At 60.2% G+C, this 21489-nt stretch carries 27 protein-coding genes and 1 pseudogene; 10 read left to right on the top strand and 18 right to left on the bottom strand.

Going from position 1 to position 21489, the window contains the following annotated elements; translation table 11 throughout:
* Window positions 1–15: 15 nt before the first annotated feature.
* Window positions 16–387 (bottom strand): hypothetical protein, encoded by a 372-nt coding sequence (locus J2X71_RS31550; RefSeq protein WP_310388549.1) that lies wholly within the window; start codon window positions 385–387, stop codon window positions 16–18.
* Between the two features lie 11 nt (window positions 388–398).
* Window positions 399–1262 carry a LysR family transcriptional regulator gene (locus J2X71_RS31545; RefSeq protein ID WP_310388547.1) on the bottom strand — a complete coding sequence of 288 codons (864 nt, stop codon included), beginning with the start codon at window positions 1260–1262 and terminating at the stop codon, window positions 399–401.
* A gap of 82 nt (window positions 1263–1344) precedes the next feature.
* On the opposite strand from J2X71_RS31545, the gene J2X71_RS31540 reads away from it, so the two are divergent.
* A complete protein-coding gene (locus J2X71_RS31540; protein WP_310388545.1) occupies window positions 1345–2316 on the top strand; it encodes a quinone oxidoreductase in 972 nt (323 codons plus the stop codon).
* A 61-nt stretch (window positions 2317–2377) separates the two neighbouring features.
* Here the strand turns inward: J2X71_RS31540 and J2X71_RS31535 are convergent, their stop codons facing one another.
* The gene (locus J2X71_RS31535) at window positions 2378–2911 is read right to left on the bottom strand and encodes an alpha/beta fold hydrolase (RefSeq protein WP_310388543.1); all 534 of its coding nucleotides are present in this window, start codon (window positions 2909–2911) and stop codon (window positions 2378–2380) included.
* Window positions 2912–3014: 103 nt separating this feature from the next.
* On the opposite strand from J2X71_RS31535, the gene J2X71_RS31530 reads away from it, so the two are divergent.
* Window positions 3015–3488 (top strand): Lrp/AsnC family transcriptional regulator, encoded by a 474-nt coding sequence (locus tag J2X71_RS31530; RefSeq protein ID WP_310388541.1) that lies wholly within the window; start codon window positions 3015–3017, stop codon window positions 3486–3488.
* Between the two features lie 43 nt (window positions 3489–3531).
* Window positions 3532–3660, top strand: a pseudogene (locus J2X71_RS31525) (IS5/IS1182 family transposase); the annotation flags it as partial.
* Between the two features lie 18 nt (window positions 3661–3678).
* On the opposite strand, the gene J2X71_RS31520 reads toward J2X71_RS31525, so the two are convergent.
* Window positions 3679–3879 (bottom strand): hypothetical protein, encoded by a 201-nt coding sequence (locus J2X71_RS31520; protein ID WP_113323520.1) that lies wholly within the window; start codon window positions 3877–3879, stop codon window positions 3679–3681.
* Between the two features lie 669 nt (window positions 3880–4548).
* Here J2X71_RS31520 and J2X71_RS31515 point away from each other — a divergent pair.
* Window positions 4549–5697, top strand: a complete 1149-nt coding sequence (locus tag J2X71_RS31515) for a helix-turn-helix domain-containing protein (protein WP_310388539.1) — start codon at window positions 4549–4551, stop codon at window positions 5695–5697.
* A 300-nt stretch (window positions 5698–5997) separates the two neighbouring features.
* Complete coding sequence (locus J2X71_RS31510; protein ID WP_310388537.1) at window positions 5998–6447, top strand: DUF4168 domain-containing protein; 450 nt, start codon at window positions 5998–6000, stop codon at window positions 6445–6447.
* A 190-nt stretch (window positions 6448–6637) separates the two neighbouring features.
* On the opposite strand, the gene J2X71_RS31505 is transcribed toward J2X71_RS31510, so the two are convergent.
* Window positions 6638–7402, bottom strand: a complete 765-nt coding sequence (locus J2X71_RS31505) for a serine aminopeptidase domain-containing protein (protein ID WP_310388534.1) — start codon at window positions 7400–7402, stop codon at window positions 6638–6640.
* A gap of 147 nt (window positions 7403–7549) precedes the next feature.
* On the opposite strand from J2X71_RS31505, the gene J2X71_RS31500 reads away from it, so the two are divergent.
* Complete coding sequence (locus J2X71_RS31500; protein ID WP_310388532.1) at window positions 7550–8104, top strand: NUDIX hydrolase; 555 nt, start codon at window positions 7550–7552, stop codon at window positions 8102–8104.
* Window positions 8105–8319: 215 nt separating this feature from the next.
* Here the strand turns inward: J2X71_RS31500 and J2X71_RS31495 are convergent, their stop codons facing one another.
* Window positions 8320–9915 carry a serine hydrolase domain-containing protein gene (locus J2X71_RS31495; RefSeq protein ID WP_310388531.1) on the bottom strand — a complete coding sequence of 532 codons (1596 nt, stop codon included), beginning with the start codon at window positions 9913–9915 and terminating at the stop codon, window positions 8320–8322.
* Between the two features lie 251 nt (window positions 9916–10166).
* Between J2X71_RS31495 and J2X71_RS31490 the strand changes: the two genes are divergently transcribed.
* A complete protein-coding gene (locus tag J2X71_RS31490) occupies window positions 10167–10667 on the top strand; it encodes a GNAT family N-acetyltransferase (protein WP_113323526.1) in 501 nt (166 codons plus the stop codon).
* 86 nt (window positions 10668–10753) lie between these two features.
* Here the strand turns inward: J2X71_RS31490 and J2X71_RS31485 are convergent, their stop codons facing one another.
* A complete protein-coding gene (locus J2X71_RS31485) occupies window positions 10754–11500 on the bottom strand; it encodes a glucose 1-dehydrogenase (RefSeq protein WP_113323527.1) in 747 nt (248 codons plus the stop codon).
* A 106-nt stretch (window positions 11501–11606) separates the two neighbouring features.
* On the opposite strand from J2X71_RS31485, the gene J2X71_RS31480 reads away from it, so the two are divergent.
* Window positions 11607–11951: a helix-turn-helix domain-containing protein gene (locus J2X71_RS31480; protein WP_310388527.1), complete on the top strand. Its 345-nt coding sequence runs from the start codon at window positions 11607–11609 to the stop codon at window positions 11949–11951.
* A 59-nt stretch (window positions 11952–12010) separates the two neighbouring features.
* Here J2X71_RS31480 and J2X71_RS31475 read toward each other — a convergent pair whose 3' ends face one another.
* The 5 genes from J2X71_RS31475 to J2X71_RS31455 all read right to left on the bottom strand — a co-directional run bounded on the left by J2X71_RS31475 (window position 12011) and on the right by J2X71_RS31455 (window position 15664).
* A complete protein-coding gene (locus J2X71_RS31475) occupies window positions 12011–12661 on the bottom strand; it encodes a LysE family translocator (protein ID WP_310388525.1) in 651 nt (216 codons plus the stop codon).
* 126 nt (window positions 12662–12787) lie between these two features.
* Window positions 12788–13486 carry an HAD family phosphatase gene (locus J2X71_RS31470; RefSeq protein ID WP_310388523.1) on the bottom strand — a complete coding sequence of 233 codons (699 nt, stop codon included), beginning with the start codon at window positions 13484–13486 and terminating at the stop codon, window positions 12788–12790.
* 101 nt (window positions 13487–13587) lie between these two features.
* Window positions 13588–14340, bottom strand: coding sequence for an SDR family oxidoreductase (locus J2X71_RS31465; protein ID WP_310388521.1), 753 nt, complete (start codon window positions 14338–14340; stop codon window positions 13588–13590).
* 112 nt (window positions 14341–14452) lie between these two features.
* Window positions 14453–14830 (bottom strand): cupin domain-containing protein, encoded by a 378-nt coding sequence (locus tag J2X71_RS31460; protein ID WP_310388519.1) that lies wholly within the window; start codon window positions 14828–14830, stop codon window positions 14453–14455.
* A gap of 78 nt (window positions 14831–14908) precedes the next feature.
* Window positions 14909–15664, bottom strand: coding sequence for an SDR family oxidoreductase (locus tag J2X71_RS31455; RefSeq protein WP_310388517.1), 756 nt, complete (start codon window positions 15662–15664; stop codon window positions 14909–14911).
* A 281-nt stretch (window positions 15665–15945) separates the two neighbouring features.
* Between J2X71_RS31455 and J2X71_RS31450 the strand changes: the two genes are divergently transcribed.
* Window positions 15946–16299, top strand: coding sequence for a helix-turn-helix domain-containing protein (locus tag J2X71_RS31450; protein WP_310388515.1), 354 nt, complete (start codon window positions 15946–15948; stop codon window positions 16297–16299).
* Window positions 16289–16786: an SRPBCC family protein gene (locus J2X71_RS31445; RefSeq protein WP_310388513.1), complete on the top strand. Its 498-nt coding sequence runs from the start codon at window positions 16289–16291 to the stop codon at window positions 16784–16786. Before J2X71_RS31450 ends, J2X71_RS31445 begins: the two co-directional genes overlap by 11 nt.
* A gap of 95 nt (window positions 16787–16881) precedes the next feature.
* On the opposite strand, the gene J2X71_RS31440 is transcribed toward J2X71_RS31445, so the two are convergent.
* From J2X71_RS31440 to J2X71_RS31415, 6 genes are all read right to left on the bottom strand, one after another.
* A complete protein-coding gene (locus J2X71_RS31440) occupies window positions 16882–17265 on the bottom strand; it encodes a VOC family protein (RefSeq protein ID WP_310388512.1) in 384 nt (127 codons plus the stop codon).
* A 338-nt stretch (window positions 17266–17603) separates the two neighbouring features.
* Window positions 17604–18323 carry a hypothetical protein gene (locus J2X71_RS31435; protein WP_310388510.1) on the bottom strand — a complete coding sequence of 240 codons (720 nt, stop codon included), beginning with the start codon at window positions 18321–18323 and terminating at the stop codon, window positions 17604–17606.
* A 12-nt stretch (window positions 18324–18335) separates the two neighbouring features.
* Window positions 18336–18755 (bottom strand): heme-binding protein, encoded by a 420-nt coding sequence (locus J2X71_RS31430; RefSeq protein ID WP_310388507.1) that lies wholly within the window; start codon window positions 18753–18755, stop codon window positions 18336–18338.
* A 6-nt stretch (window positions 18756–18761) separates the two neighbouring features.
* A complete protein-coding gene (locus tag J2X71_RS31425) occupies window positions 18762–19481 on the bottom strand; it encodes a hypothetical protein (RefSeq protein WP_310388505.1) in 720 nt (239 codons plus the stop codon).
* Between the two features lie 27 nt (window positions 19482–19508).
* Entirely contained in the window at window positions 19509–20339 is an 831-nt protein-coding gene (locus J2X71_RS31420) for an alpha/beta hydrolase (RefSeq protein WP_310388503.1), read from the bottom strand.
* Window positions 20340–20480: 141 nt separating this feature from the next.
* Complete coding sequence (locus J2X71_RS31415; RefSeq protein ID WP_310388501.1) at window positions 20481–21464, bottom strand: MDR family oxidoreductase; 984 nt, start codon at window positions 21462–21464, stop codon at window positions 20481–20483.
* Window positions 21465–21489: the final 25 nt, after the last annotated feature.

Raw genomic sequence — 21489 nt, 5'->3', positions numbered from 1 at the left:
GTGCCGATTTCGATGTCAGAAGCTAAACCTGGTTTGGACGAGGACCGGTTTGCCGCTGCGATCATCGATCCCGAACTTTCCGACAGTTCCGGTCTTCGGCAGGCCGAAACACGAGCTACGCAGCACATAGGCGGTGATCGCAGTCGCCTTGTTCTGCAGGCGGTAATCGGTCAGGATCTCGAATGTGACAGTGGCCCCGACGCCGGCATCGGTATCGGCCCCAGCCATTTCCTCGACCGCGACGATACGGCCGATGAAATACCAGTATTCGCCACGCAGTGCCCTCGGATCGGCGCCAGGATTTGCTAGATCATAGGTGATCAGGCCCTGACATGCCCAGGCTGTGGCCGGCAGCAGGGCCAGAAGCAATGCGATCGCCCATTTCATCGGCCAGCCTCTCACCACGCCACCGTCTTCAACGCTTCCATCACCACCCGCACCGAGGGAATATCCCTAATCTCATTGTGCACGACAAGCCAGATTTCCCGCCTGAGCGGGTTTTCATCCTCGATGCGCTCTAGCCCAGTGATGCCCGAAACCGCGAAATCCGGCAGCAACACCACACCGCCGCCAAGCCTTGCGGCGGCGGCCTGAAACTCCAGAACCGATGAACGGATCGCGATCGGCCGGCCGGCGGCGAGTTCGAAGAGGCGCAATTGCTGCGGCGAGGCATTCATGCCTTCGTCATAGCCGATGAAGGTCCATTGCGCCTCCGGCACGGTTTCGAGATAGGCCTTCGATGCATAGAGGTGGAAGGCCATTTCGCCGAGCTTGGTGATGGCATAATCGCCATCTTCGGGGCGCGACATGCGCACGGCGATATCGGCCTCGCGGCGGTTCAGCGAGGCGAGGCGCTTTTCGCCCACCAGCGTGATCTCGACGCCCGGATGCTCACGCCTGATGGCGGCCACGGGCTTTGCGAGAAGCACGCTCGAAAGCGCTGGCGGGGCGCTGATCCTCACATGGCCGCGCGTCTCCGTGGCGCTCGCCCGGCCGAGCTGCTCGATGGCTGCCATCTGCTGGGCGACGAGGGTGGCGTGCCTGGCAATCTGCTCACCATCCGCGGTCAGAATGATGCGCCGCCCGCGGCGGTCGACGAGCTTGCGGCCAAGGCCTTTCTCAAGGGCGCTGACGCGCCGGCTGATCGTCGCGTGCTCGACGCCGATCTGTCTTGCGGCGCCGAGAAAGGTTCCTGCCTGCGCCAGCGCCAGGAAATGCCTCAGGTCGTCCCAGTCTATTTGTGTGAATTCTTTCCCAATCATTGTGCGACAATAGGGAATTTTCACACATAAGGCTATCGGCTAGTTTGCTTGCATCAAGTTGCTCCATAGAGGAAAACGACCGATGCCCGACCAGATCATCCTGCTGAATGCCCCCGGCGACATCTCCCAGTTCCGGCTGCAGGATCAGCCGTCGGAGTCCCCCGGTCCCGGCGAGGTCAAGATCCGCCATCAGGCGGTCGGCACCAATTTCCTCGATATCTATCACCGCAAGGGCCTCTATGCGCTGCCCTCCTATCCCGCCGTCATCGGCGTGGAGGCCGCGGGTGTCGTCGAAGAGGTCGGTGCCGATGTCTCGGGCTTCAAGCCGGGCGACCGCGTCGCCTATGCCGGACCGCCCGCCGGCGCTTATGCCTCCACCCGCATCATCGCGGCCGAAAGGGTGATTGCGCTTCCCGATGCGGTATCGGCCAAGGTGGCAGCAAGCTCGCTGCTCAAGGGCATGACGGCCTATATGCTCCTGAGGAAAGTCACCAATGTCGGGCGGGGCAGCACCGTGCTGATCCATGCCGCCGCCGGCGGGCTCGGCAGCATTCTCGTGCGCTGGGCGAAATCGCTCGAAGCCACCGTCATCGGCACGGTCAGTTCGCCCGAAAAGGCGGCCCTTGCCACCTCCTATGGCGCCGATGACCTGATCATCGGGCGAGGGGCCGATATCGTCGCCGAGGTGAAGCGGCTGACGGGCGGAAACGGCGTCGATGTCGCCTATGACGGTATCGGCGGCGACATGCTGTTGAAGAGCATCCGCGCCGTGCGCCCCTTCGGCACGGCGATCACCATCGGCCAGGCCGCCGGCCCCATTCCGCCCGTTGCCGTGGAAGAGCTTCGGCCCGGCAAGTCGCTCTCGCATCCGAGCATCATGGCCTGGTGCGCCGATGTCGGACGATACCGCGAGGCGGCAGAGGCTGCGATCGCCGCGATGGAAAGGGGCATCGTCTGCGAGATCGCTGCGGAATATGGCTTGGCGGAGGTTGCGAAGGCGCATGAGGAGATGGAAACCGGGCGGTCGGCCGGCAGCATATTGCTCCTGCCGTGATGCTTGCCGAGGGTTGGGTGGCGAGCGTCGCCACCTCATTCCTCTCTAGAGGCGACGCGGGTTACAGGCGGCTTGCGAAGTTTCTCAGGAGCGCCAGGCCTTCCGGCCAATCGCCGAGTTCGCTTTGGCCGTTGATGTGGCCAGCCGCACCGATCACCTTCAATTCGCTTCCCCATTGCCCAGCCCGTGTCTCGACATAGGGCAACGAACCATAGGGATCATCGGTGCTTGCCACGATGAGAGACGGAAATCGAAACCGTTTCCGGGGTACCTCTGCGAAGCTTACAGCCTCTGAGGGAAAAGCCGGAGACGCCGGATCCGGCACGGCGACCAGCATTGCCCCCTTGATCGGCAGATCAGAAACCTGATGCCAATGTGCGACGAGCAGGCAGGCGAGGCTATGAGCCACGAGAACGGGTGGCGTCCGCGCGGCATGCACGGCCTGCTCCAGCGCCGCGATCCAGTCGGAAAGATCCGGCTCGTCCCAGTTCGCAGGGTCGAAACGACGGATGGAGGGATCGGCGCTCTCCCAACGGCTTTGCCAATGGAACTCGCCGGAATTGCCGATACCCGGCAGATGGATGATTTCGGTCATGTCTGGCCTCTCGTGATTATCGCGCCAACATGACCGTTTACTCAGAGTGGATAAATTGGCATTCATCGGAAAAACTCGTCGCAAACCGATGGATTCAAAGTCGATGGCGAAATTCGATAGTCGTGCCGAGCTCGATCCAACCGACATTGCCATGATCGAAACCCTGCAAGGCGACGGGCGCATCAGCGTTTCCGAACTTGGGAGAAGGGTCGGCCTCTCGCAGCCGGCAGCATCGGAACGCCTGAAGCGGCTTGAAGAACGCGGCATCATCAGCGGCTACAGGGCTGTCATCGACCCTGCTTCGGTCGGGCTTGGAATGATGGCGATCATCCGCCTGCGCACCACGCACGAATATATCAAGACTTGCTTGAAGCAATTTTCGGAAATGCCTGAAGTCATTGAGGTTCTCAGGCTGACGGGAGAAGACTGTTTTCACCTGAAAGTCATCGTGCCGTCGCCGGCGGAGCTGGAAAGCATCGTCGATGCCGTTGCCCGCTACGGCTCGGTCAACACTGCGATCGTTTTACGCAGCGAGCCCAGCAAACGGATCGGGCGCGAGCTCATGATGAAGGGCTGATTTCGCAGTAATCGCGATAGAGGTGCCGTAGCGAAAGCTGGGGCGATGGCGCGACGAGAGCTTCTTTGCCAAGCTCAAACAGCGGCGTCGTATCGCAACGCGATACGACGTACTCGCCGCCAACTTCCCCGGCTTCATCAAGCTCGCCAGCAGAATGATGTGGCTTACATGACGAATTCGTCACTGCAGTCTAGTTCGATCTCACCGTTTTGCTGGCGATCAGCATGACGAGCTCTTCGGAGGCATCCGCAAGCGCCAGTGCCAATTCCGCTGCTGACCATCCGTGTTTCTGCAGATTGGTGAGCATTCCCATCATTGCGATTTCGACGTCCCTTCTGCAGTTCGAAGTCTGTTTCAATTCGATGTGGTTCTGGTCTTCCGTCGTGATCATCTTAGCCTCCGTTTGCCCATAAGAGGGCAGTTCGCATCAGAATTCTCCAGGTTCGATAGAATGGGGTTGCGCGTCAGCATCAGGCTCATACGCATCGACTCAATGGCGCCTGAATTTGCGCGCAACCCCTCGCTTCGTCCCACTTGGCCTTGCTAACGATCGCCTCAATCCTCCCCCAGTTGAGTGATCAAGGAAGCCTCCGCAGCCGGTTATAAGTATTCTTTTTGGCGGCTGCAGGTTGTGTGACGAAGAGTCTCTGCAATGGGCCGAAGCTTATGCAGAAAACGCACGAATATTGCCCGGGTAGTTCACGACTACCTTCTCGTATTATCGTGTTTTTTCTTGAGTTCTTGCCGTTTCACCTGGAATTGCTCCATCTCTATGGGGCGCTGGCAGGTGAAGTATTCTGGTCTATTCCGTTCTCATTCGGGAATTAACCGTGCTTATTTAAATACAGCCATGGGACGCAATTGTCGTTATCCGCGCGTCCTGAAAATTATCGTTGCGTACATTTCTGATCCAAAGGGATTATGATAAACAACTTATGGAGGTGGCTGCTTGCCGATTCCCGGCTAGGGCGGTTTCTGGCGGCGATTTTGCCGCAAAAACGATTGTTCACTCTCAATTTCAACGGCCCGGTCGGATCGATTGGCACGCTGGAGGGATTGGATGGCTACGGGTTCTGGATCTGGAGATCACCCCGCTGCGGGGCAGGCATGGCCGGCCCATCTGGAGCGGCGGCGCTGGCCGCGCGAACCGGCCATGGAGAAGGAGCGACTTCAGGATGTCGCGCCTGCGCTGGTGCCCCTGCGTTTCTCGACGAGGGATCTGCCGGCGAAAGACCAGTTCCAGGCCTGGCGTGCGCATATGGCGCCGCTCGTGGATGTCCATCTGCCGGATGGAAAATCACCCGACGACGGGTTTCTTGCCGAACAGATCGGCTGGCATCTCGGCAGCGTGCTCATCGTCCAGCAGCACACACAGGCGCATAGCTATATTCGCGATCAATCCATGCTCCGTTCGAGCCCGATAGACCATTGGAACGTCGGCCTGCTTCGCAGCGGCCGGATCTGGACCGAGGTCAGCCGTCACGTTACGGAAACCGGTGCCGGCGAGGTATTTTTCAGATCTCTCAGCTATCCCTATCGCGGGCGGATGACCGATTGCGCCGCCGTGCTTGTCTTCCTGCCCTATGAATTGCTGGCCGTGGATGCAAGCCTTCTCCAGGGTGCCAACAATACGCTTCTGTCCGGTAGCCTGGCTGAATTGCTCGTCAGCTATATCACCGGTCTGGAAACGAAGCTGGGCAACCTGACGGCTGGGGAGGTGCCGCGGATCATACAAACGATCGCCGACATGGTCGTTGCATGTGCTGCCTCGTCCATAAGGTCGGATACGGGTCAAGTCCAAGGCAGCATGGGAATGATGGAGCGGGCGCATCGCTACATTCACCTCAACCTGCAATCAGACAATGTGACGCCCGACTCCATCTGCCGCGCCCTGGGCATCTCGCGCACGCGGCTCTACCAGCTGTTCGAAGCGAGCGGGGGAGTGCTGAATTATATCCGCAAGCGGCGACTGCTGCAGGCCTATGCGGATCTCAGCAACCCGGCCGATAACAGGCCAATCTCCGAGATCGCGGAGGCCGCCGGTTTCGTCGTCGCTGCCAATTTTACGCGCGCTTTCAGCCACGAATTCGGATTGAGCCCGCGTGAAATCCGAAGAACCGTGGCAACCGAGCGCCCGGCTGTTCCGGCTGCGCGTTCCACACGGCATCACGGGACAACGATCGGCGATTGGCTGACGCTTGCAGGCTGATCCGATGTCATGGCGGAGGCCTTGGCTCAGCCAAGTCTGAGATCCACCTCCGGATGCAACTTCCCGGCGGGAGACCTCCAAGAACGCCAGCCTCGTCAACTAGCACCGGATTTATCCGCGCCGAGCCGGCATGTCGATGGTCACAAAGCTGCCGCTCAATCGTCAGCAAATTGCCCCGCCACCGCCGCACAGTGCCCTCTTAACGGTCCATCGTTGCGACCTCGCCAGCCTCAAGCGGCTGAGCGATCGACCGAGGCGGTCCTGCTGCCGATCAAATCATGCACGTGAAAAGGAATGACTATGATCACTCGTTACACACCCGTCGCAACGATGACCGCTGCGGTCTTCAGCCTGCTTGCTCTCAGCCCGGCATCCGCCGTGGACCTAGCCCAGGCGCAACAGCAGCCGCCGGCGCAGGGCCAGGCGCCGATGCAGGGGCAGACTGGCGACAATGGTGCAGCCGCCCCTGTCAGCGATCAGAAAATCGAGGCCTTTGCCGTTGCCTATCAGCAGGTCGACAAGGTCAGGCAGGAATATTCGGCCAAAATCGGCGCGACGAAGGACGAGGCTGCGAAGCAAAAGCTGCAGGAAGAAGCCAAAAAGCAGATGGTCGACACCGTCGAAGCCTCTAACGGCATCTCTGTCGAGGAATACTCGTCGATTCTGACGGCAGCACAGAGCGACCCGGCTCTCGCCAAGAAGGTTCTGGAAAAGATCGGCACCCCGCCGCCGGCGCAGCAGCAGCAATAGGGTTGCGCGCTTCTGCATAATCCTTAAATCGGAGAGGATTACGTCGAGGAGTACACCTCGATCACTGGGTCAAGGTCAGCACCATCCTGGCCTGGCCCCCCCCGATCGCTGAGTATCGCTTTGCGCCTTTGGTACAGCGCGTCAACAAAGGGAGGAGCTACATCCCTGCTTGGCGGCCTAAGAACAGCGGTTACAGACTATCCAGGTAGTGATCGAGATGGTTCGACCACAATGCCGGCTTGTACATCAGGGCATGGCCCGCGGCCGCCGCAATGAACTTCCCCTGTCCGCCCGCCGAGCGGAACCTTTCGAAATTTCCCCGGCAGTGCTCAATCCGATAGTACTGGTCATGCGTGCCGTGCAGCCAGAGCGTCGAAATTCCGGCCGATGCTCCGCGTTCGAAGATGGCCGGGTTGACGATTTCATGGTTGGCGCAACCTCGGCCGAGCCAGCCACCGTTGAAATTGACAGCACCCCGGAAGATCGCCGGCCGCATGCCCGCATAGGCGATCGACAGGATGCCGCCGCGCGAGACGCCCGCGATGACAAGTCGGCTCTGATCCACATCCGACCGCTCGCGCAGATGGCGCACGACAGCATCCACATCCTCAACGGCCCGCTCGAAGCCCGCAATCGCAATCTCGACATTGCAGGAATAGCCGGAACCATCAGGAGCAAGTCCCTCTCCATAATTTCCGCCTGATTTGCCTCTGCCCCGGCGTTGCAGAAAGAGGATCATCCAGCCCCGTTCGACGAAATGGTTTGCCACGACAGCCGGAGACAGCGTCCTTGAGTAGAGGGACTTATTGTGGCCCCGTCCGGTAGAACCATGGTTGAAGACGATGGTCGGATATGGTCCTTCGTGCCGGGGCCTGGCCGCAACAATTTCCAGTCGGGCATCTGGCTCGCCGGAGGGGATGAAATATTTCTCAAGCCTGGTGAGAGCTGTCGCCATCTGGATTCGCGCCCGATTTCCGCCGACGCAAATTCCCACAGGCCATTCGAAAACTGCAATGAATTTCGCAAGGCATGTGCCATGGCCGACCGGCGTGCATTGAACTAGTCTTCGGAATCGGAGAGTTCGAAACGGGAGAATTTTCGAATGGACGATGGCTGGAAGGTGGTTGAATCCAGGACGATCCTGCAGGATCGGTGGCTGAATTTGCGGGCCGACGATTGCCTGACTTCAGGTGGAGTGACGATCTCTCCCTATTACGTGCTGTCCTATCCCGACTGGATCAATATCGTTGCGATCACCCCGGACGATCGCCTCTTGCTTGTTCGCCAATATCGACATGCGGCCGGCAAGTTCTTCCTGGAAATACCGGGAGGCGGCCTCGACGAGCGGGACGCGGATAGCGAAAAGGCAGCCCGTCGCGAACTGGAAGAGGAAACCGGCTACATTGCCCAAAACTGGCAATTGATCAGCACGCTTTATCCGAACCCGGCCTCTCACACGAACCGTCTTCACACCTATCTCGCAACCGGCGCCGAGCAAAAATATCAGCAACGCCTCGATGCGGGCGAGGAGGGCCTGACCGTTCATGCCCTTCCCATTGCGGAGGTGCTGGACGGATTGCAGACCGGCCTCATCGGCCAAGCCCTTCACGTGTCGTCCATCCTCCTTGCGCTCCGGGCTGCCGGACGGTTAGAGTAACAGCCAGGGCGCGCCGGTGCGAGATGGCAAGGTCGGAGAAAGCGCCTTGCGATGGTCACTGATATCAGAAGCTCTGCAGACTGATCCCCTTCGCAACACTATCGATGTAATGATCGAGATGGTTCTTCCACAATGCCGGCTTGAACAGCAAGGCGTGGCCCGTGGCGGCGGCAACGAATTTCCCCTGCTTACGTTGTATGTCACGAGCGAGCAGATCAAAGCCGGTCGAAGCGGAAATTGCGGATGCGACCGCTGTTCATCAGCAGGCCGTTCACCCGGCCGTCTCCGTCGCGGGTGAAGGTGAACCGGTCGCCATCACCGAGAAAATGGTCCGGAGCGACGGCTGTCAGTGTGATTTCTCGGGACTTCACTGATTTGAATACCAGGCGCGCCTCCCTGACATTAACCTCATAGGGCATGTCGTTTTCGACCGGACGATAGGAGCCGGCCAAATCGGCAAGCTCTGTTGGCGAAGGCGTATATGCCGGCAATCGCCGGTATTGATATCCGCGCTTGCCGTCGAGATAGGACGTCAGCTCGGTCGCGGGCTCACCTTTCTGTTGCTCCAACTCGATCTCATAGTTCGGGAAATCGCTGAAGCGGAAACGACGATCATCGACTGCTTCAAGGGCATAGCTGCCATACTCGATGTCATAGCCTACCAGCAACTTCCCTTCATGCGGCGCGAGACGGGCAACGCGGCCGGCTAGTCGCGGCTCGGCGTAATAGCCGGTGAGCAGTTCCAATGCATCCGCGTCGGGCTGTGGGAACGCGCTCGGCGCAGGTTCTGGTACCGGCTGCAACACATCCGCGAGGTAGATATCGGCGATCTGTCGAACGAGATTGCTGGGTACGATCGACCCGAAATTCGCGAGGATCGCCACGGAGAAATGCTGCTCGGGAAAGCGAATGAGATCGGAGCGGAAGCCGGCATCGCCGCCGGTATGTTCGACGATCGTTATGCCGCGATAGCTACCGATGCCGAGGCCCGAGGCATAGCCGATTTCACTCCCATCGTTCAGCCGGCCGCGTTTGAGCATCTCTGCGATGACATCCGGACCTCCCACACGCGAATGGTAGAAATTTTCGTCCCAAAGCGCGAGATCTTCGACGGTGGTCAGCAGGCTGGTCGCGCCCACAGTGTTGAAATTGGTGTTCGAGATCTCCACCCCGAACTCCGTCTTCACATAACCGTCGGCGACATTCCTGACGACCTCGGCGTAGTTGTCGCGAAAGAACGTATTGCGCATGCCGAGGGGTTCGAAAATCCGGGCCGAGGTAAAGGCACGCAGGGACTGGCCGCTGACCGCCTTCACGACTTGTGCCAGCAAGGCATAACCCGTGTTACAATAGAGATGTTCGTCGCCGGGCTGGAAATTCAGATCTTGCTGGCGGGAGACGACGGCGAGGATGTCGTCGTCGGTGATCAAGTCCTTGGAGTAACGCCAGCCTGCGAGGGCCAGCAATTCCCAATGATCGCGGATACCGCTGGTATGGTGGAGCAGATGTCGCAGCGTGATCGGCGCGCCGAAATCAGGCAGGTCGGGCACGTATTTCCGCACGGCATCATCGAGCGACAATTTTCCTTCTGATGACAGCAGCAGGATTGCAAATGCCGTGAACTGTTTGGAGACGGATGCCGAATGGAAGACAGTGGACGGCCCGATCGCGATGCCATAGGCCAGATTGGCCATGCCGAAGCCGCGCTTATAGACAACATCGCCATCGCGTATGACCGCAACCGCGCAGCCGGGCGATTCTTGATTATTCCAGGCCTCGAATAGTTGATCGACGCGTTCGGCTTCCGTCATCCGTTTCTCCCAGATCATTTTCATATGGCAAGGAAGCGGAGAGCTGAATCTTTCGATCGTAAGTTTGTCGAAGCATCACTATCCATCTTCGCACTAAACGCAACTATGGAGGGTCAATTCGATCCTTGCAATGGACGATCGTACATAGCGATGTGATTGCGACACCGCTTACGCTTCTTCTCCGCAGGCCATGTGAGACGTCGATTTCATGAACCGGGTCTGCTATCGATCGGCAGTTGTTGAGTCCCCGCATGGTCCGTCTTCTCGTCACATATATGGAACAGCTTGCGCCCCCGCAGGGCGGTGCATTGTCGTCTCCGCTTGCGGCCGCTGGCATCGCGGAGGAGCGTCCTGATGCGGACGACTATCTCAGCCTCTATCAATCCATAGGGGTGCCCCTGCAATGGGACGAGCGTCTCCGGATGACAAGGGAAGGGCTTCTGGCGTTTCTGCGCAGCCGTTCCACAGCGCTCTACATTTTGCGGCACGACGGACAATCGGTCGGGCTCTGCGAATTCGTGGGCGTGGGCGAAAGGGATGTGGAGCTGAAGCATTTTGGCCTCGTTCCCGAGGTCCAGGGCCGTCGTCTCGGGCCCTATCTGTTGGATTGGTCCCTCAGGGCGATATGGGCTCATCGGCCTGATCGCGTGTGGCTCCACACCGACACCTGGGATCATCCTAAAGCCAAAGCCACCTACGAGCGCATCGGCTTCAAGGCCTATGCCGAAGTCTGGGAAGAGTTTCCGGGCTGATCCCGCCTCGCAAGCCAGCGCATGCACCGGCAACCGGGGCAGGGTGCGTGCTCCCTGAGAGAGCACGCAGCAGCATCAATCGTCAATCAGCGGAAACCGCCGGCGGCGACCAGTCGCTCGCCAGTCAGCCAACCGGCATCATCAGAAGCGAGGAAGGTCGCGACCGTGGCGATGTCGTTGGGCTGGCCGATGCGCCCGAGCGGGGTCTGTGCCACCGCGGTGTGCTCGAAATCCGAACCGATGACGCCTGCAGTGTGCGTGCCTTCGGTCTCGACGATGCCGGGAAGGATGGCGTTGACGCGGATCTTGCGCGGACCGAGCTCCTTGGCGAGCACGCCGGTGATGGCGTCCACGGCTCCCTTGGTGCCGGTATAGACGGCCGAGGCGGGGGGAGTGAGGCTCGTTACCACGGACGAGATGTTGATGACGCTGCCGCCCTCGCCAATGTGTTTGACAGCGGCCTGGGTGGTCAGCAGCAGGCCCAGAACGTTCACGTTGAACTGGCGGTGGTAGTGTTCCTCGGTGATCTCTTCGATCGCCCCGAATTCGTAGACGCCGGAATTATTGACCAGCACGTCCAGACGGCCGTATTCCCTGACTGCGGCGTCGATCAACCCTTGCGCCTGTGCCGCCTTGGAAACATCGCCCTGTACCGCGACGGCCTTGCCGCCGGCGGCAGTGATCGTCTCGACGACAGCGTCTGCACCCGCCTTGCTCGACGCGTAGTTCACCACCACCTTTGCACCTTCAGCGGCGAACGCCTTGGCAATCGCAGCGCCGATCCCCTTGGAGGCCCCTGTCACGACGGCGACTTTTCCAGCAAGCTTAGACATATCAATTCCTTTCGACCTGGATTGCCGCCGGGGTTGACGGCATTGTTCCATAGTTCAGAAATTCGGAACTGTTGATCTCGATTTCAAGTAGCCCTATATAAAATTCATGAGACCGCTTTTTCATCCAGCCGTCGAGGATTTGAAGCCGGAAGCGATCCTGTATGCGCTCTCCGATCCGGAGCGTGTGGCGATCTTCGCGCAAATCGCAGGCCTCGGCTCCAGCGGCACATGCACTGCGCTTTCCAATCTCGGGGGCCGAGTCATCCCCAAATCATCGCTGTCGCAGCATATGAAAGTGCTGCGCGAGGCCGGGCTTATCCGGGGCGAGCGTCAAGGAGTGGAGATGCGCAACCATTCGCGCTGCCAGGAGGTGGATAGCCGTTTCCCCGGTCTCATCGGGGCCATCCTGAGCGCCTACGGACGGCCACCGGCAGCAACGAACGCAGGCTGATCACCTGATGACATCGCGGTCTGGCCGCCGCCAGCGACTTTCAAGGGAAGCCAGACGGGCTATTTTTTCTGATTGCCCGCAAAAGCGGCCGTCAAGCCAAGGCCGATGTAGACGAAGCCACTAACCCAGCGTTCAGCCTTGAGATAGACGGGACTGCGCTTTAGCCAGGTGCCGGCGGTGCCGGCAGCAAGGGCATAGGAGCTATCCGTCAGAACGCCGATCGCCGTGTAGAGAATCCCGAGAAAAGCGACCTGCATTGCCACATGGCCACGGTCGATCTCAACGAACTGCGGCAGGAAAGCCAGAAAGAACAGCGCTGTCTTCGGATTGAGGAGGTTGACTATAAAGCCCTCACGAAAGATGCGCATACGGCTGCGCGTCGGTAAACCTCCCTTGACGTCGGGAATGCCCGACGGGCCGAAGAGCTTCTTGAGGCCAAGCCAAATCAGGTAGGCCGCGCCGGCATATTTCACGACGCTGAAGGCGAGCGCAGACGATGCCAGGAGAGCCGACAACCCCACAGCGGCGGCGACGACATGAACAAGTGTGGCCGTGTGGATGCCAAGGATGGAAACGAGGCCGGCAGAACGGCCCTGCTCGACCGAGCGCGCGAAGATGTAAAGGACGGCGGGTCCAGGTACGAGAAGCAGCACGAGCGTGGCGCTGACGAACAGGCTGAGATTGGTTGCGCTGGGAATTGCCAAATCCATGATTGTCTTGCTCCGTTTCCTATGACAGTAACGATAGCATTGGGCTGCGTGCAAGGCGAGGTATGCGTATCCGACAGCGCGCCGCGCTGTGGTTCAGCTCGCCTCAATGCGGCTTTGGCTCCGCGCTTATGAGTCTGCGGCCCAGCCGACGAGGTCAATCAAACTGTTCGAGATCAATTCCCGTACAACATGAAGATCGGCCACTATGCATTCGCACAGGCCGGAAATATCTCGATCAGGCTGAACGAGGTCCGGCACCATGATGGTCATGGCTCCCGCACTCGACGCGGAAAGAACCCCGTTGCGGGAGTCCTCAAGTGCTACGCAATCACCAATGGGCAAGCCTAGCCGCTCAGCGGCCAGCAGATAAGGGGCGGGGTGTGGTTTTCCCGCGATGTAGTCGCCATACGCAACAATGGTTTTGAAGCGACCTTGCAGGCCGGCTGCGGAGAGGTGCGCCTCTACAAGAGCCCGATTTGAAGAGGTGACAATCGCTGAAGGTATCTGTTCGGCTTCGAGGAGAGAGAGAATTTCCGGCAAGCCTGGCTTTGTTCGCAAATCCGTTTGAGCCATCTCTTCAAACAGCTCCGAAGCATGCCTCCAAAAATCCTCTAAAGGAGCGTCCTTTCCGAATTGCGCCAGCAAAAGTTCGCGAACAGCGGGAGCGGGTAAACCAATTGTTTCAAGATAGACGGATTGAGGCAATTGAAAGCCGGCGTGTCGAGCAGCCGCTATCGTCGCATCGCGATACAGAGTTTCGGTGTCAAAAATCACCCCGTCCATGTCGAACAAGACGGCTTGGGGGATACGGGGCAGGCGCATCATCTATGAACCTGACAAGAGCGAGGTTTCCTTGGTCGCATCCGTATTGCCACGACGGCCATGAAAACACAAAAGCGCTGTCAGCCTCGGGCCGGAATTGCCCCCTAACTGGCCATGGACTGGTTCAGCCAGTCTTCGAACCTTATAGGACCGACATGGGCGAGGTGAAGCGGCAGCAATGTGTCGTCGTTCAGTTCGACGCCATAGTAGCGCGCGGTCTCGTCGGTGATTACCGGGCGCATGTCTTCGTTGGCTGCGACAAGCATGCGGGCGATCTCATCGAGGGCGAACTGCTCCGGTCCCGCTATTTCCACCGTATCGTTCACCGGAGGTTCCAACGCCAACCGGGTGAGCACCTCCGCGACGTCATCGGCAGCTATCGGCCGCACGGAGGCGGAAGGAAGCCGGATACCGTCATCACCTGCCGCCATGTCGATCACGCCGCTGATGAACTCGAAGAATTGTGTCGAGTGGACAAGCGTATAGGGGCGCCGGGCCGCCTTGATCAGGTTCTCCTGCACCATCTTTGCGCGGAAGTAGTCGCTCTCGACAAGGCGAGGGGTCCCGACGATCGACAGGGCGAGATAGTGGCCGACCCCTGAATCTGCGGAGGCGGCCAGCAGATTTCGCGTGGATGTCCTGAAGAACTCCAACGCGGAATTGTCTCCGAAGGATGCAGCGTTCGTGACGTCGATGATGGCGTTCGCGCCCGTGAGCGAGGTCCTCAGGCCTTCCCTTGTCACGCTGTTCACTCCGAAAGTGGGGGATGCCAGGACGACTTCGGCCCCCGCCTGCCGGAGGCTTTCAACGAGGCGCGTCCCGATGCGCCCGCTCGCTCCCATGACCGTTACTTTCATCGATCCGCTCCATATTTTCGCCCCTAACCTCGGTCGCAACGATCAAAAGCCGGGACGATGCCGGCGCTGGCTCGGCCGGTACCGCAAAAATTCGGCGCTTGGAGTGCCTGCGTCATTTTACCGGCATCACCACCGGTGCGCCCTTTTTCTTGACCAGCACGACGATGAATTTCGCCGGTTTCGTCTTGCTCGCGTTGCGGCTGATCAGGTGGATGTCGGAAGGGCTTTCGTAGAACGTATCCCCTGGAGACAAGGTAACCTCTTTTTCTCCCTTGACCTGCATCACGATCGAACCTTCCAGCACGTAGACGAAGGCGTCTGCCTCATGCTTGTGAATCGGCGAGGAGCCTCCCGGCCCGTAATCGACCGAAATCATGAGACCCTCCTTGCCCGGATAGTGCGGAAGATCCTTGCTCATGAGCGATTTTACCTTCGCTGTGTCCTCGGCGGCGATAGCCAAGGTGCCGGAGAGGCAGATGCTGGCTGCCACCAGCGATGCGGATAGGGCGGAATTCATCGTCGTAACCCTCTTCGTTGCCGTGCAAGAATGCGTGTCGGGAGCTTCGAGCTACCTGGACTGCTGGGACTGGCGAAACCAGTCTGCAAAGCCGATCTTGCCGAGCCGCGCGCCCTCGTCGGGCACGAGCGAGCGATCGTCCAGTTCCGACCCGAAATAGCGCGCGTGAACATCCGCCTCGACTGTCCGCGGATCATGGATCGCCTTCAGATAACGGCCGATGATCTCGTTCATGCGGAAGCGCTCCGGACCTGCAATTTCGATCATCCCGTTGACCGGCCGTGCAAGGGCAACATCCGCCACGATGTCGGCAACGTCGTCCGAGGCTATGGGTTGGAAGGCTGCAGGCGAGAGCCTGGCCACAGTGCCGACGGTCGCCTCATCGGCGATGCCCTTCAGGAATTCCATGAACTGGGTGGAATGAATGATCGTGTACGGGATCGGCGATCCCTTGATGAGCCTCTCCTGGGCCAGCTTGGCCCGGAAATAGCCGTTCTCCGGCAGCCGTTCCGATCCGACGATAGACAGGGCGATATGGTGTTTCACGCCGGCGTCGCGTCCTGCGGCGAGCAGATTGCGGCCCGATGTCTCGAAGAAGTCCAGGACTGCCTGGTCTTCCCAGGACGGCGCGTTTGAGAGATCGACGACCACGTCGGCGCCGGCGAGCGCGCTCGCCAGTCCTTCCCCTGTGATGGTGTTGACGCCGGTTTTCGGGGATGCGGCCAGTACCTCGTGGCCCTTGTCGCGCAGACGCGCTGCGGTCTTCGATCCGATGAGGCCGGTGCCTCCGATAAGTACGATTTTCATAACGGGTTCTCCTCCCGCGACCCTCTTGGGCCGGAGTTCCAGGTTACGATCGCGAAAGCCGACACAGCCGCGAGAAATTCCATGCTTGGATTAAGTGAAACACATCGACTGTCGTCGCCACGGTCGGCTTAGGCCGAGGGGCGATCTCGCATCGCGCGGGTATATTGTTCCCATATGAGATCGGGGGCAACCATAATTGGCGAAAGGCAGAGGCGCTCGATCAGGCAAGATCGCCCGGTCCCCTTGCGCGCCGATCGTCCCTGCGCTATACACTGAACCAAATGGTTCAGTATTCGAAAGCCCGCCTCGATGCCTCGTTTGCCGCGCTCTCGGACGCCACACGACGCGGCGTTCTGGAGCAGCTCGGACGTGCGGATGCCTCGATCACAGACCTTGCCGAGAAGTTCCACATGACGCTGACCGGCATGAAGAAGCATGTCGGCGTGTTGGAGCAGGCGGGGTTTGTCATCACGGAGAAGGTCGGGCGCGTGCGCACCTGCAAGCTCGGCTTGCGCCGGCTGGAGGAAGAGGCGGCATGGATCGAGGCGTACCGCCAGCTCTGGGACGCACGTTTCGACGAATTGGACAAGATTGTCGAGGAACTGAAACGGAAGGAGAAGGACGATGGAGAGTAAGCCTACCCCCATGAAGAACCCCACGACGGTGGAACGGACGTCCGAGCGTGAGCTCGTCGTTGTCAGAACCTTCAACGGCCCGGCACATATCGTGTTTGCGGCGTGGACCAAGCCCGAGCTGTTCATGCGGTGGTGGGCGCCGAAGTCGATGGGCGTGCCCATGCTTTCCTGCGATATGGATGTTCGCGTCGGAGGTGGCTACCGTGTTGCGTTTGGCCACGATGCCTCGAGCGCCATGGAATTCTTCGGCAAGTATCTCGAAGTGATACCGAACGCGCGCCTGGTCTGGACGAATGAGGAAAGTGATGACGCTGCCATCACCACGGTGACCTTCGAGGAAAAAGGCGGCAAGACGCTGCTGGTGCTGCACGAACTCTATCCCTCGAAGGAAGCGTTCGACGCCAATTCCGGGGCGGAGGGCGGGATGCCCGAGCAGTTCGAGCAACTGGACGAGCTTCTCGTTGCCCTCGGCGCGGGAGGGGCATGACGTCGCCGATCTCGCGGGTGGCGCGGCGAAGACTGAGACAGTGCAGTCCAGCCTGAAGACCACGCCCTATAAATTTCAGGGCCGCCGCTGCGCAGCTACTTTTTCGGCGGCTCGAACAATTCGACGGCATTGCCCGCGGGGTCTTCGACGAGGACCTGCTTGCCGCCAAACCCGGTGACGATATCGTTGCGAAATCTGGCGCCTGATGTCTTCAGGCGTTGGACCTCGTCTTCGATATTGTCGACCTCTATCTGGATGCGGTTCCATCCGCCGGGTTCGGGCCGGCGTCCATCCGGCATGGGCTGGGAGGCGCCGCCTTGCCCCGTCGTGCCGTTCACGAGCAGGCGAAGATCGCCCCTGGTGAGCATGGCGAAGCTCGGAGCCGGATGCATGGTGAGCGCGAAGCCGAGCGACTGCGTATAGAATGCAATCGCTGCATCGACGTCGTCGACGATATAACGAACGCTGACGGTAGCCATATCAATTCCTCCTTCGGACAAAGTAGGGTGGTGGCAGCGGCAGCAAAGAGTTCGGCAGGAGTTTGGCTTGCAACCGCCAAGCGGATCGTCGGTCCATCGAAACATCGACCCATGGGAGAATATCTCTCGTCAGTGCAGTCGATCATGATCCGCGCCACCATACTCAGAAGATGCAGACGCGCTTCACGACATCATGGACCATTTGCGAGGAGACATCGAGAAGGTCGATGAGCCGCAACTCAAGGCCATGCTCGACGCTTGCCTTGAAATTCAAGGCGCGCTGCTCATTTGCAGCCTCAAGCCTGCAGCGCGCGCGAACACGCGCTGCGGAATTTTCGTTACTCGAAACGGAAGTCGGACAGGTCGACGGAGACGATCAACGGTTCGGTCAGCGCGATGCCGTCGCTTCCACGCGGAAAGATGCGCATCTTCCCGGGCAGGAGAATTCCTTCGACAGACACGTAATCGCTCAGGTACCGGGCCGCTGCATTCCTGCCCTGGATGTCCACTTCGTAGTCATGCCGGACCAGAATCCCGGCGTCGTCGAAATAGAAGATCTGCTCGGCGCTGTGTGTCGCGATCTCGTCCGGAAAGGTGACATGCAGCCGCCGCCAGGTCTTTCCGTTCTCATGCCACGGCTCGATCTCCCTCGATGTAACCCCTGAGCGCTTCAGGATGAAGGGCGACGTCAGGTAGGTCCACATCGTGTAGCCAGCAAAATAGGCCACCTGGGGATCGCTCCACGGCGTCTCCATCAGATAGCCTTCAAAAGACTGCCGTGGGTTGATCAGTTCTTCGACGACGGTTCCATCAGCCGTTTCAATCGCCACACGATCAGGCGTGAATGCAGACCGGTGCTGCGTGGGGGCGAAAGGCCAGTGCGAGACCCGCTCGCGCTTGAGGTCCACCTTGACGTTGCAGTTCTCCAGGACCGTCGGCTTCCCCTTCAGGCCCCATAGCACGCCGCCCTGATACAGCCTGGCCGTCAGGGAGGAGAACTGGTTGAAACGGTTCAGGCCGCCATGCGCTTCGATCGCCAGATTGACGAGATCGGTCATTATGTACTCCAGTCACTTGCTGAGATTGAAGGCGGCGAGCGCCGCCTCGGCGATTGCGATGTCCTGTTCGACCGAGCCGCCGCTCACGCCGATGGCGCCGATGACATTGCCGTCAAGTTCGACAGGAAACCCGCCGCCGAGGATCACGTATCGTCCGCCTCCCACGTTGCTTACCGAAAACAGCGGCTGGCCGGGCTGGATCAGCGGAACGAAGGCGGAGGAGGGCGCGTGGAAGGATCGGGCGGTCGTGGCCTTTCCGAGGGCGAGGTCGAACCCGCCAGGCCATGCGCCGTCCATCCTGATCATGGCGAGGAGATCGCCCCCGCCGTCGAGGATGGCGATGGTCGCCCTGACGCCGGTCTCCCCGGCACGCGTTTCCGCGGCCGCGATCATCCTGCGTGCGGCCGCCAGATCGAGTCTTGGATGTCGCATGACGTGTCAGGCCAGACTTATATCAGAGAGGTCGATGGAGACGACCAGCGGTTCGGACAGGCTGGAACCATCCGGCAGGCGTGGATAGATCCGGCGCTCGGTCGGGAACATCAGGCCCTGAACATTGACGTAACCGCCGATATAGTGGGCGCCCGGCGTGTTGCCGGCGATCTCGACGTCGTAGTCATGGCGCTTGAGAAGCCCGGCCTCGTCGACATAGAGGGTCTGCACCGTGCTATGGGTCGCGATGCTCTTGGGGAAGGTCACCCTGAGACGCCGCCACGTTTCGCCATTCTCATGCCAGTCCGCAATCTTTTCGCTTTCAATGCCCGGTTGAGCAAGAAGGAAAGGCATGTTGAGGTAGGTCCACATGGCAATGCCGGCAAAATAGGCGAGCTGAAGCTCCGTCCACGGCGTTTCGAGTGCATGGCCCGCAAAGGAGCTGCGCGGGTCGGAAAGCGTGTCGAGATCGCTGCCGGCGGAATCCCTGAGAACGACCCTGCCGGGCTCGAAGCGGCTGACCTTGCCCTCGGGGCCAAACGGCGCGTGCGATGCCCATTCTTCCCGCAGACCGACCGTGACATCAGTCTCGTCGAGCTTCCCAGGATGACCCTTCAACCCCCAGAGTGCGCCGCCCTGCCTGAGGTGGGCCGTGAGCGAAGAGAACCTGTTCCAGGTCTCGAGACCGCCGTGAGCGTCGATGATCTTCTGCGCCAATGCATTCATTTTGGTACTCCTTAAAAGAGATGACGCTCAGGCGTCGAGGAAGGTCTTGACGTGCGAGACGAATGTCTCCGGATACTGGAAAAGCGCGCCGTGGCCGGAATCCGGGTAGATGATCAGCGTTGCGTTGCTCATCGCCTTGAACATCTCGTAGGCGTTGACCGACGGAAACATCGTGTCGTCGCTGCCGTGGACGATGAGCGTCGGCTGCCCGATCGCCTTTAGCGAGGCATGATGCGGGTCGCGCTCAGAGCACCATGCGATGATCGACGCTGCTTGCGGATCGCTGACGGTATCTGCGCTATCGGGATCGCGGTCCTGCCTCCGGGCGAGGGCGCGGTCGACGAAGGCCTCGCCGGCTCGCTGGCTTTGCGCCGACGGGGTGAAGAACAGCGGAAGCCTTACGTCCTGCGCATCTTTTGCGAAAGCCTCCCCGACCACCTGCAGCAGATGTTCCTCGCCACCTTTCGGCGCGGTGCCGGCCAGGATGATCCTGCGAACCTTGACCTTCGGCCGGACTGCCATCAGCTGGGCAAGGAAGCCACCGAGGGAAAAACCGAGCAGATCGACCTCGTCGAAGCCGAGCGCGGCTATGAAGGATTCCGCGTCCGCCGTCTGTTGCTCGACATTGTCAGGCGTGGCGCCTGACGATCTGCCGACGCCCGCATTGTCGAAGACGATGACGGTGCGCTCCGCCGCCAGCGCATCGACCAGCGCAGGATCCCAGGAATCCATCGTGCCGGTGAAGTGCTGCAGAAGGATCAGCGGCGTGCCTGCATCAGGGCCGAGGCGGCGGTAAGCGAAGCGGATTCCATCCGCTTCGAGATACTGCGTGGGCGCAGTCTGCAGTGAATCGGTCATGTCAGTTCCTTTCGGGGGAGGTTTTCAAGTATCGGGGCGCGCGTCATCGCCGTCCGGTTCCAGGGGAGCCATCCGCCATGCTGCGCGAATTGTTGGGGCCGACCCGGAGCGGTTCGGCGGTTGAGGGGATTGCGGAACCGCTCAGCTGTTCACGTCGACCAGCGTGCGGCCGCGGACGCGGCCTTCCAGCATCTCTGACGCAATCCTCGGCACATCGGAGAGACTGGCCTGCGTGATCGTGGATGCCAGCTTGTCGAGGTCGAGATCCGTCGCAAGCCTTGCCCATGCCTTCTGGCGGATCGCCATCGGCGCGTTCACGGAATCGATGCCGGCGAGCGTGACGCCTCGCAGGATGAACGGGAGGACGCTGGCCGGAAGGTCGCGTCCGCCCACGAAGCCGCAGTTCGTCACCACGCCTGCGTATTTCGTCTGGGCAAGCACGTTTGCGAGCGTCCGGCCGCCGACGGCGTCGACCGCTCCCGCCCACCGCTCGGCAGCGATCGGCGCACCCTCCTGCGCAAGCATTGCCCGGTCGATCACTTCGCCGGCGCCGAGCCGCTGGAGATAATCGGTCTCGTTCCTCTTGCCGGTGGAGGCGACGACGCGGTAGCCGAGCCTGGACAGAATGGCGATCGCGATGGAGCCGACGCCGCCGGACGCGCCCGTGACGAGGACTTCTCCTCGTTCAGGCTCCACATCTCCATGCTCCAGGGCAAGCACGCTCAGCATCGCGGTGAAGCCAGCCGTGCCGATCGCCATGGCGTCCCGCGTCGAGATCGAGGCCGGAAGCTTGATCAGCCAGTCCGCCGGCACGCGCGCTTTCTGCGCGAACCCGCCATGATGCGTCTGGCTCAGTCCCCAACCTGTCGCGACGACCTTGTCGCCGGGGGCGAAGCGGGCGTCGCGCGAGCTTTCGACGGTTCCCGAAAAGTCGATGCCTGATATCAGCGGAAAGGTCTGGATGATCCTCTGCCCGGCGAGAGCGAAGGCGTCCTTGTAGTTTACCGTCGACCAGTCGATCGCGACCGTGACACTGCCCTCCATCAGGATATCGTCCTCAACCGTCTCGACGGTTGCCGTTACGCCGTCTGCCGATTGCCTTGCGAGGATTGCTTGAAAAGACACGAAATCGTTCCTTCTTGAAATGATT

Origin of the sequence: Rhizobium sp. 1399 (genome assembly GCF_031455475.1) — a bacterium.
GTDB lineage: Bacteria > Pseudomonadota > Alphaproteobacteria > Rhizobiales > Rhizobiaceae > Rhizobium.
This window is presented reverse-complemented; position numbering and strand designations above follow the sequence as displayed.

Bases quoted from the DNA above. Each gene is read 5' to 3' on its own strand.
- J2X71_RS31550 (WP_310388549.1), bottom strand. From the start codon at position 387: ATGAAATGGGCGATCGCATTGCTTCTGGCCCTGCTGCCGGCCACAGCC.
- J2X71_RS31545 (WP_310388547.1), bottom strand. From the start codon at position 1,262: ATGATTGGGAAAGAATTCACACAAATAGACTGGGACGACCTGAGGCAT.
- J2X71_RS31540 (WP_310388545.1), top strand. From the start codon at position 1,345: ATGCCCGACCAGATCATCCTGCTGAATGCCCCCGGCGACATCTCCCAG.
- J2X71_RS31535 (WP_310388543.1), bottom strand. From the start codon at position 2,911: ATGACCGAAATCATCCATCTGCCGGGTATCGGCAATTCCGGCGAGTTC.
- J2X71_RS31530 (WP_310388541.1), top strand. From the start codon at position 3,015: ATGGCGAAATTCGATAGTCGTGCCGAGCTCGATCCAACCGACATTGCC.
- J2X71_RS31520 (WP_113323520.1), bottom strand. From the start codon at position 3,879: ATGATCACGACGGAAGACCAGAACCACATCGAATTGAAACAGACTTCG.
- J2X71_RS31515 (WP_310388539.1), top strand. From the start codon at position 4,549: ATGGCTACGGGTTCTGGATCTGGAGATCACCCCGCTGCGGGGCAGGCA.
- J2X71_RS31510 (WP_310388537.1), top strand. From the start codon at position 5,998: ATGATCACTCGTTACACACCCGTCGCAACGATGACCGCTGCGGTCTTC.
- J2X71_RS31505 (WP_310388534.1), bottom strand. From the start codon at position 7,402: ATGGCGACAGCTCTCACCAGGCTTGAGAAATATTTCATCCCCTCCGGC.
- J2X71_RS31500 (WP_310388532.1), top strand. From the start codon at position 7,550: ATGGACGATGGCTGGAAGGTGGTTGAATCCAGGACGATCCTGCAGGAT.
- J2X71_RS31495 (WP_310388531.1), bottom strand. From the start codon at position 9,915: ATGACGGAAGCCGAACGCGTCGATCAACTATTCGAGGCCTGGAATAAT.
- J2X71_RS31490 (WP_113323526.1), top strand. From the start codon at position 10,167: ATGGTCCGTCTTCTCGTCACATATATGGAACAGCTTGCGCCCCCGCAG.
- J2X71_RS31485 (WP_113323527.1), bottom strand. From the start codon at position 11,500: ATGTCTAAGCTTGCTGGAAAAGTCGCCGTCGTGACAGGGGCCTCCAAG.
- J2X71_RS31480 (WP_310388527.1), top strand. From the start codon at position 11,607: ATGAGACCGCTTTTTCATCCAGCCGTCGAGGATTTGAAGCCGGAAGCG.
- J2X71_RS31475 (WP_310388525.1), bottom strand. From the start codon at position 12,661: ATGGATTTGGCAATTCCCAGCGCAACCAATCTCAGCCTGTTCGTCAGC.
- J2X71_RS31470 (WP_310388523.1), bottom strand. From the start codon at position 13,486: ATGATGCGCCTGCCCCGTATCCCCCAAGCCGTCTTGTTCGACATGGAC.
- J2X71_RS31465 (WP_310388521.1), bottom strand. From the start codon at position 14,340: ATGAAAGTAACGGTCATGGGAGCGAGCGGGCGCATCGGGACGCGCCTC.
- J2X71_RS31455 (WP_310388517.1), bottom strand. From the start codon at position 15,664: ATGAAAATCGTACTTATCGGAGGCACCGGCCTCATCGGATCGAAGACC.
- J2X71_RS31450 (WP_310388515.1), top strand. From the start codon at position 15,946: ATGGTTCAGTATTCGAAAGCCCGCCTCGATGCCTCGTTTGCCGCGCTC.
- J2X71_RS31445 (WP_310388513.1), top strand. From the start codon at position 16,289: ATGGAGAGTAAGCCTACCCCCATGAAGAACCCCACGACGGTGGAACGG.
- J2X71_RS31440 (WP_310388512.1), bottom strand. From the start codon at position 17,265: ATGGCTACCGTCAGCGTTCGTTATATCGTCGACGACGTCGATGCAGCG.
- J2X71_RS31435 (WP_310388510.1), bottom strand. From the start codon at position 18,323: ATGACCGATCTCGTCAATCTGGCGATCGAAGCGCATGGCGGCCTGAAC.
- J2X71_RS31430 (WP_310388507.1), bottom strand. From the start codon at position 18,755: ATGCGACATCCAAGACTCGATCTGGCGGCCGCACGCAGGATGATCGCG.
- J2X71_RS31425 (WP_310388505.1), bottom strand. From the start codon at position 19,481: ATGAATGCATTGGCGCAGAAGATCATCGACGCTCACGGCGGTCTCGAG.
- J2X71_RS31420 (WP_310388503.1), bottom strand. From the start codon at position 20,339: ATGACCGATTCACTGCAGACTGCGCCCACGCAGTATCTCGAAGCGGAT.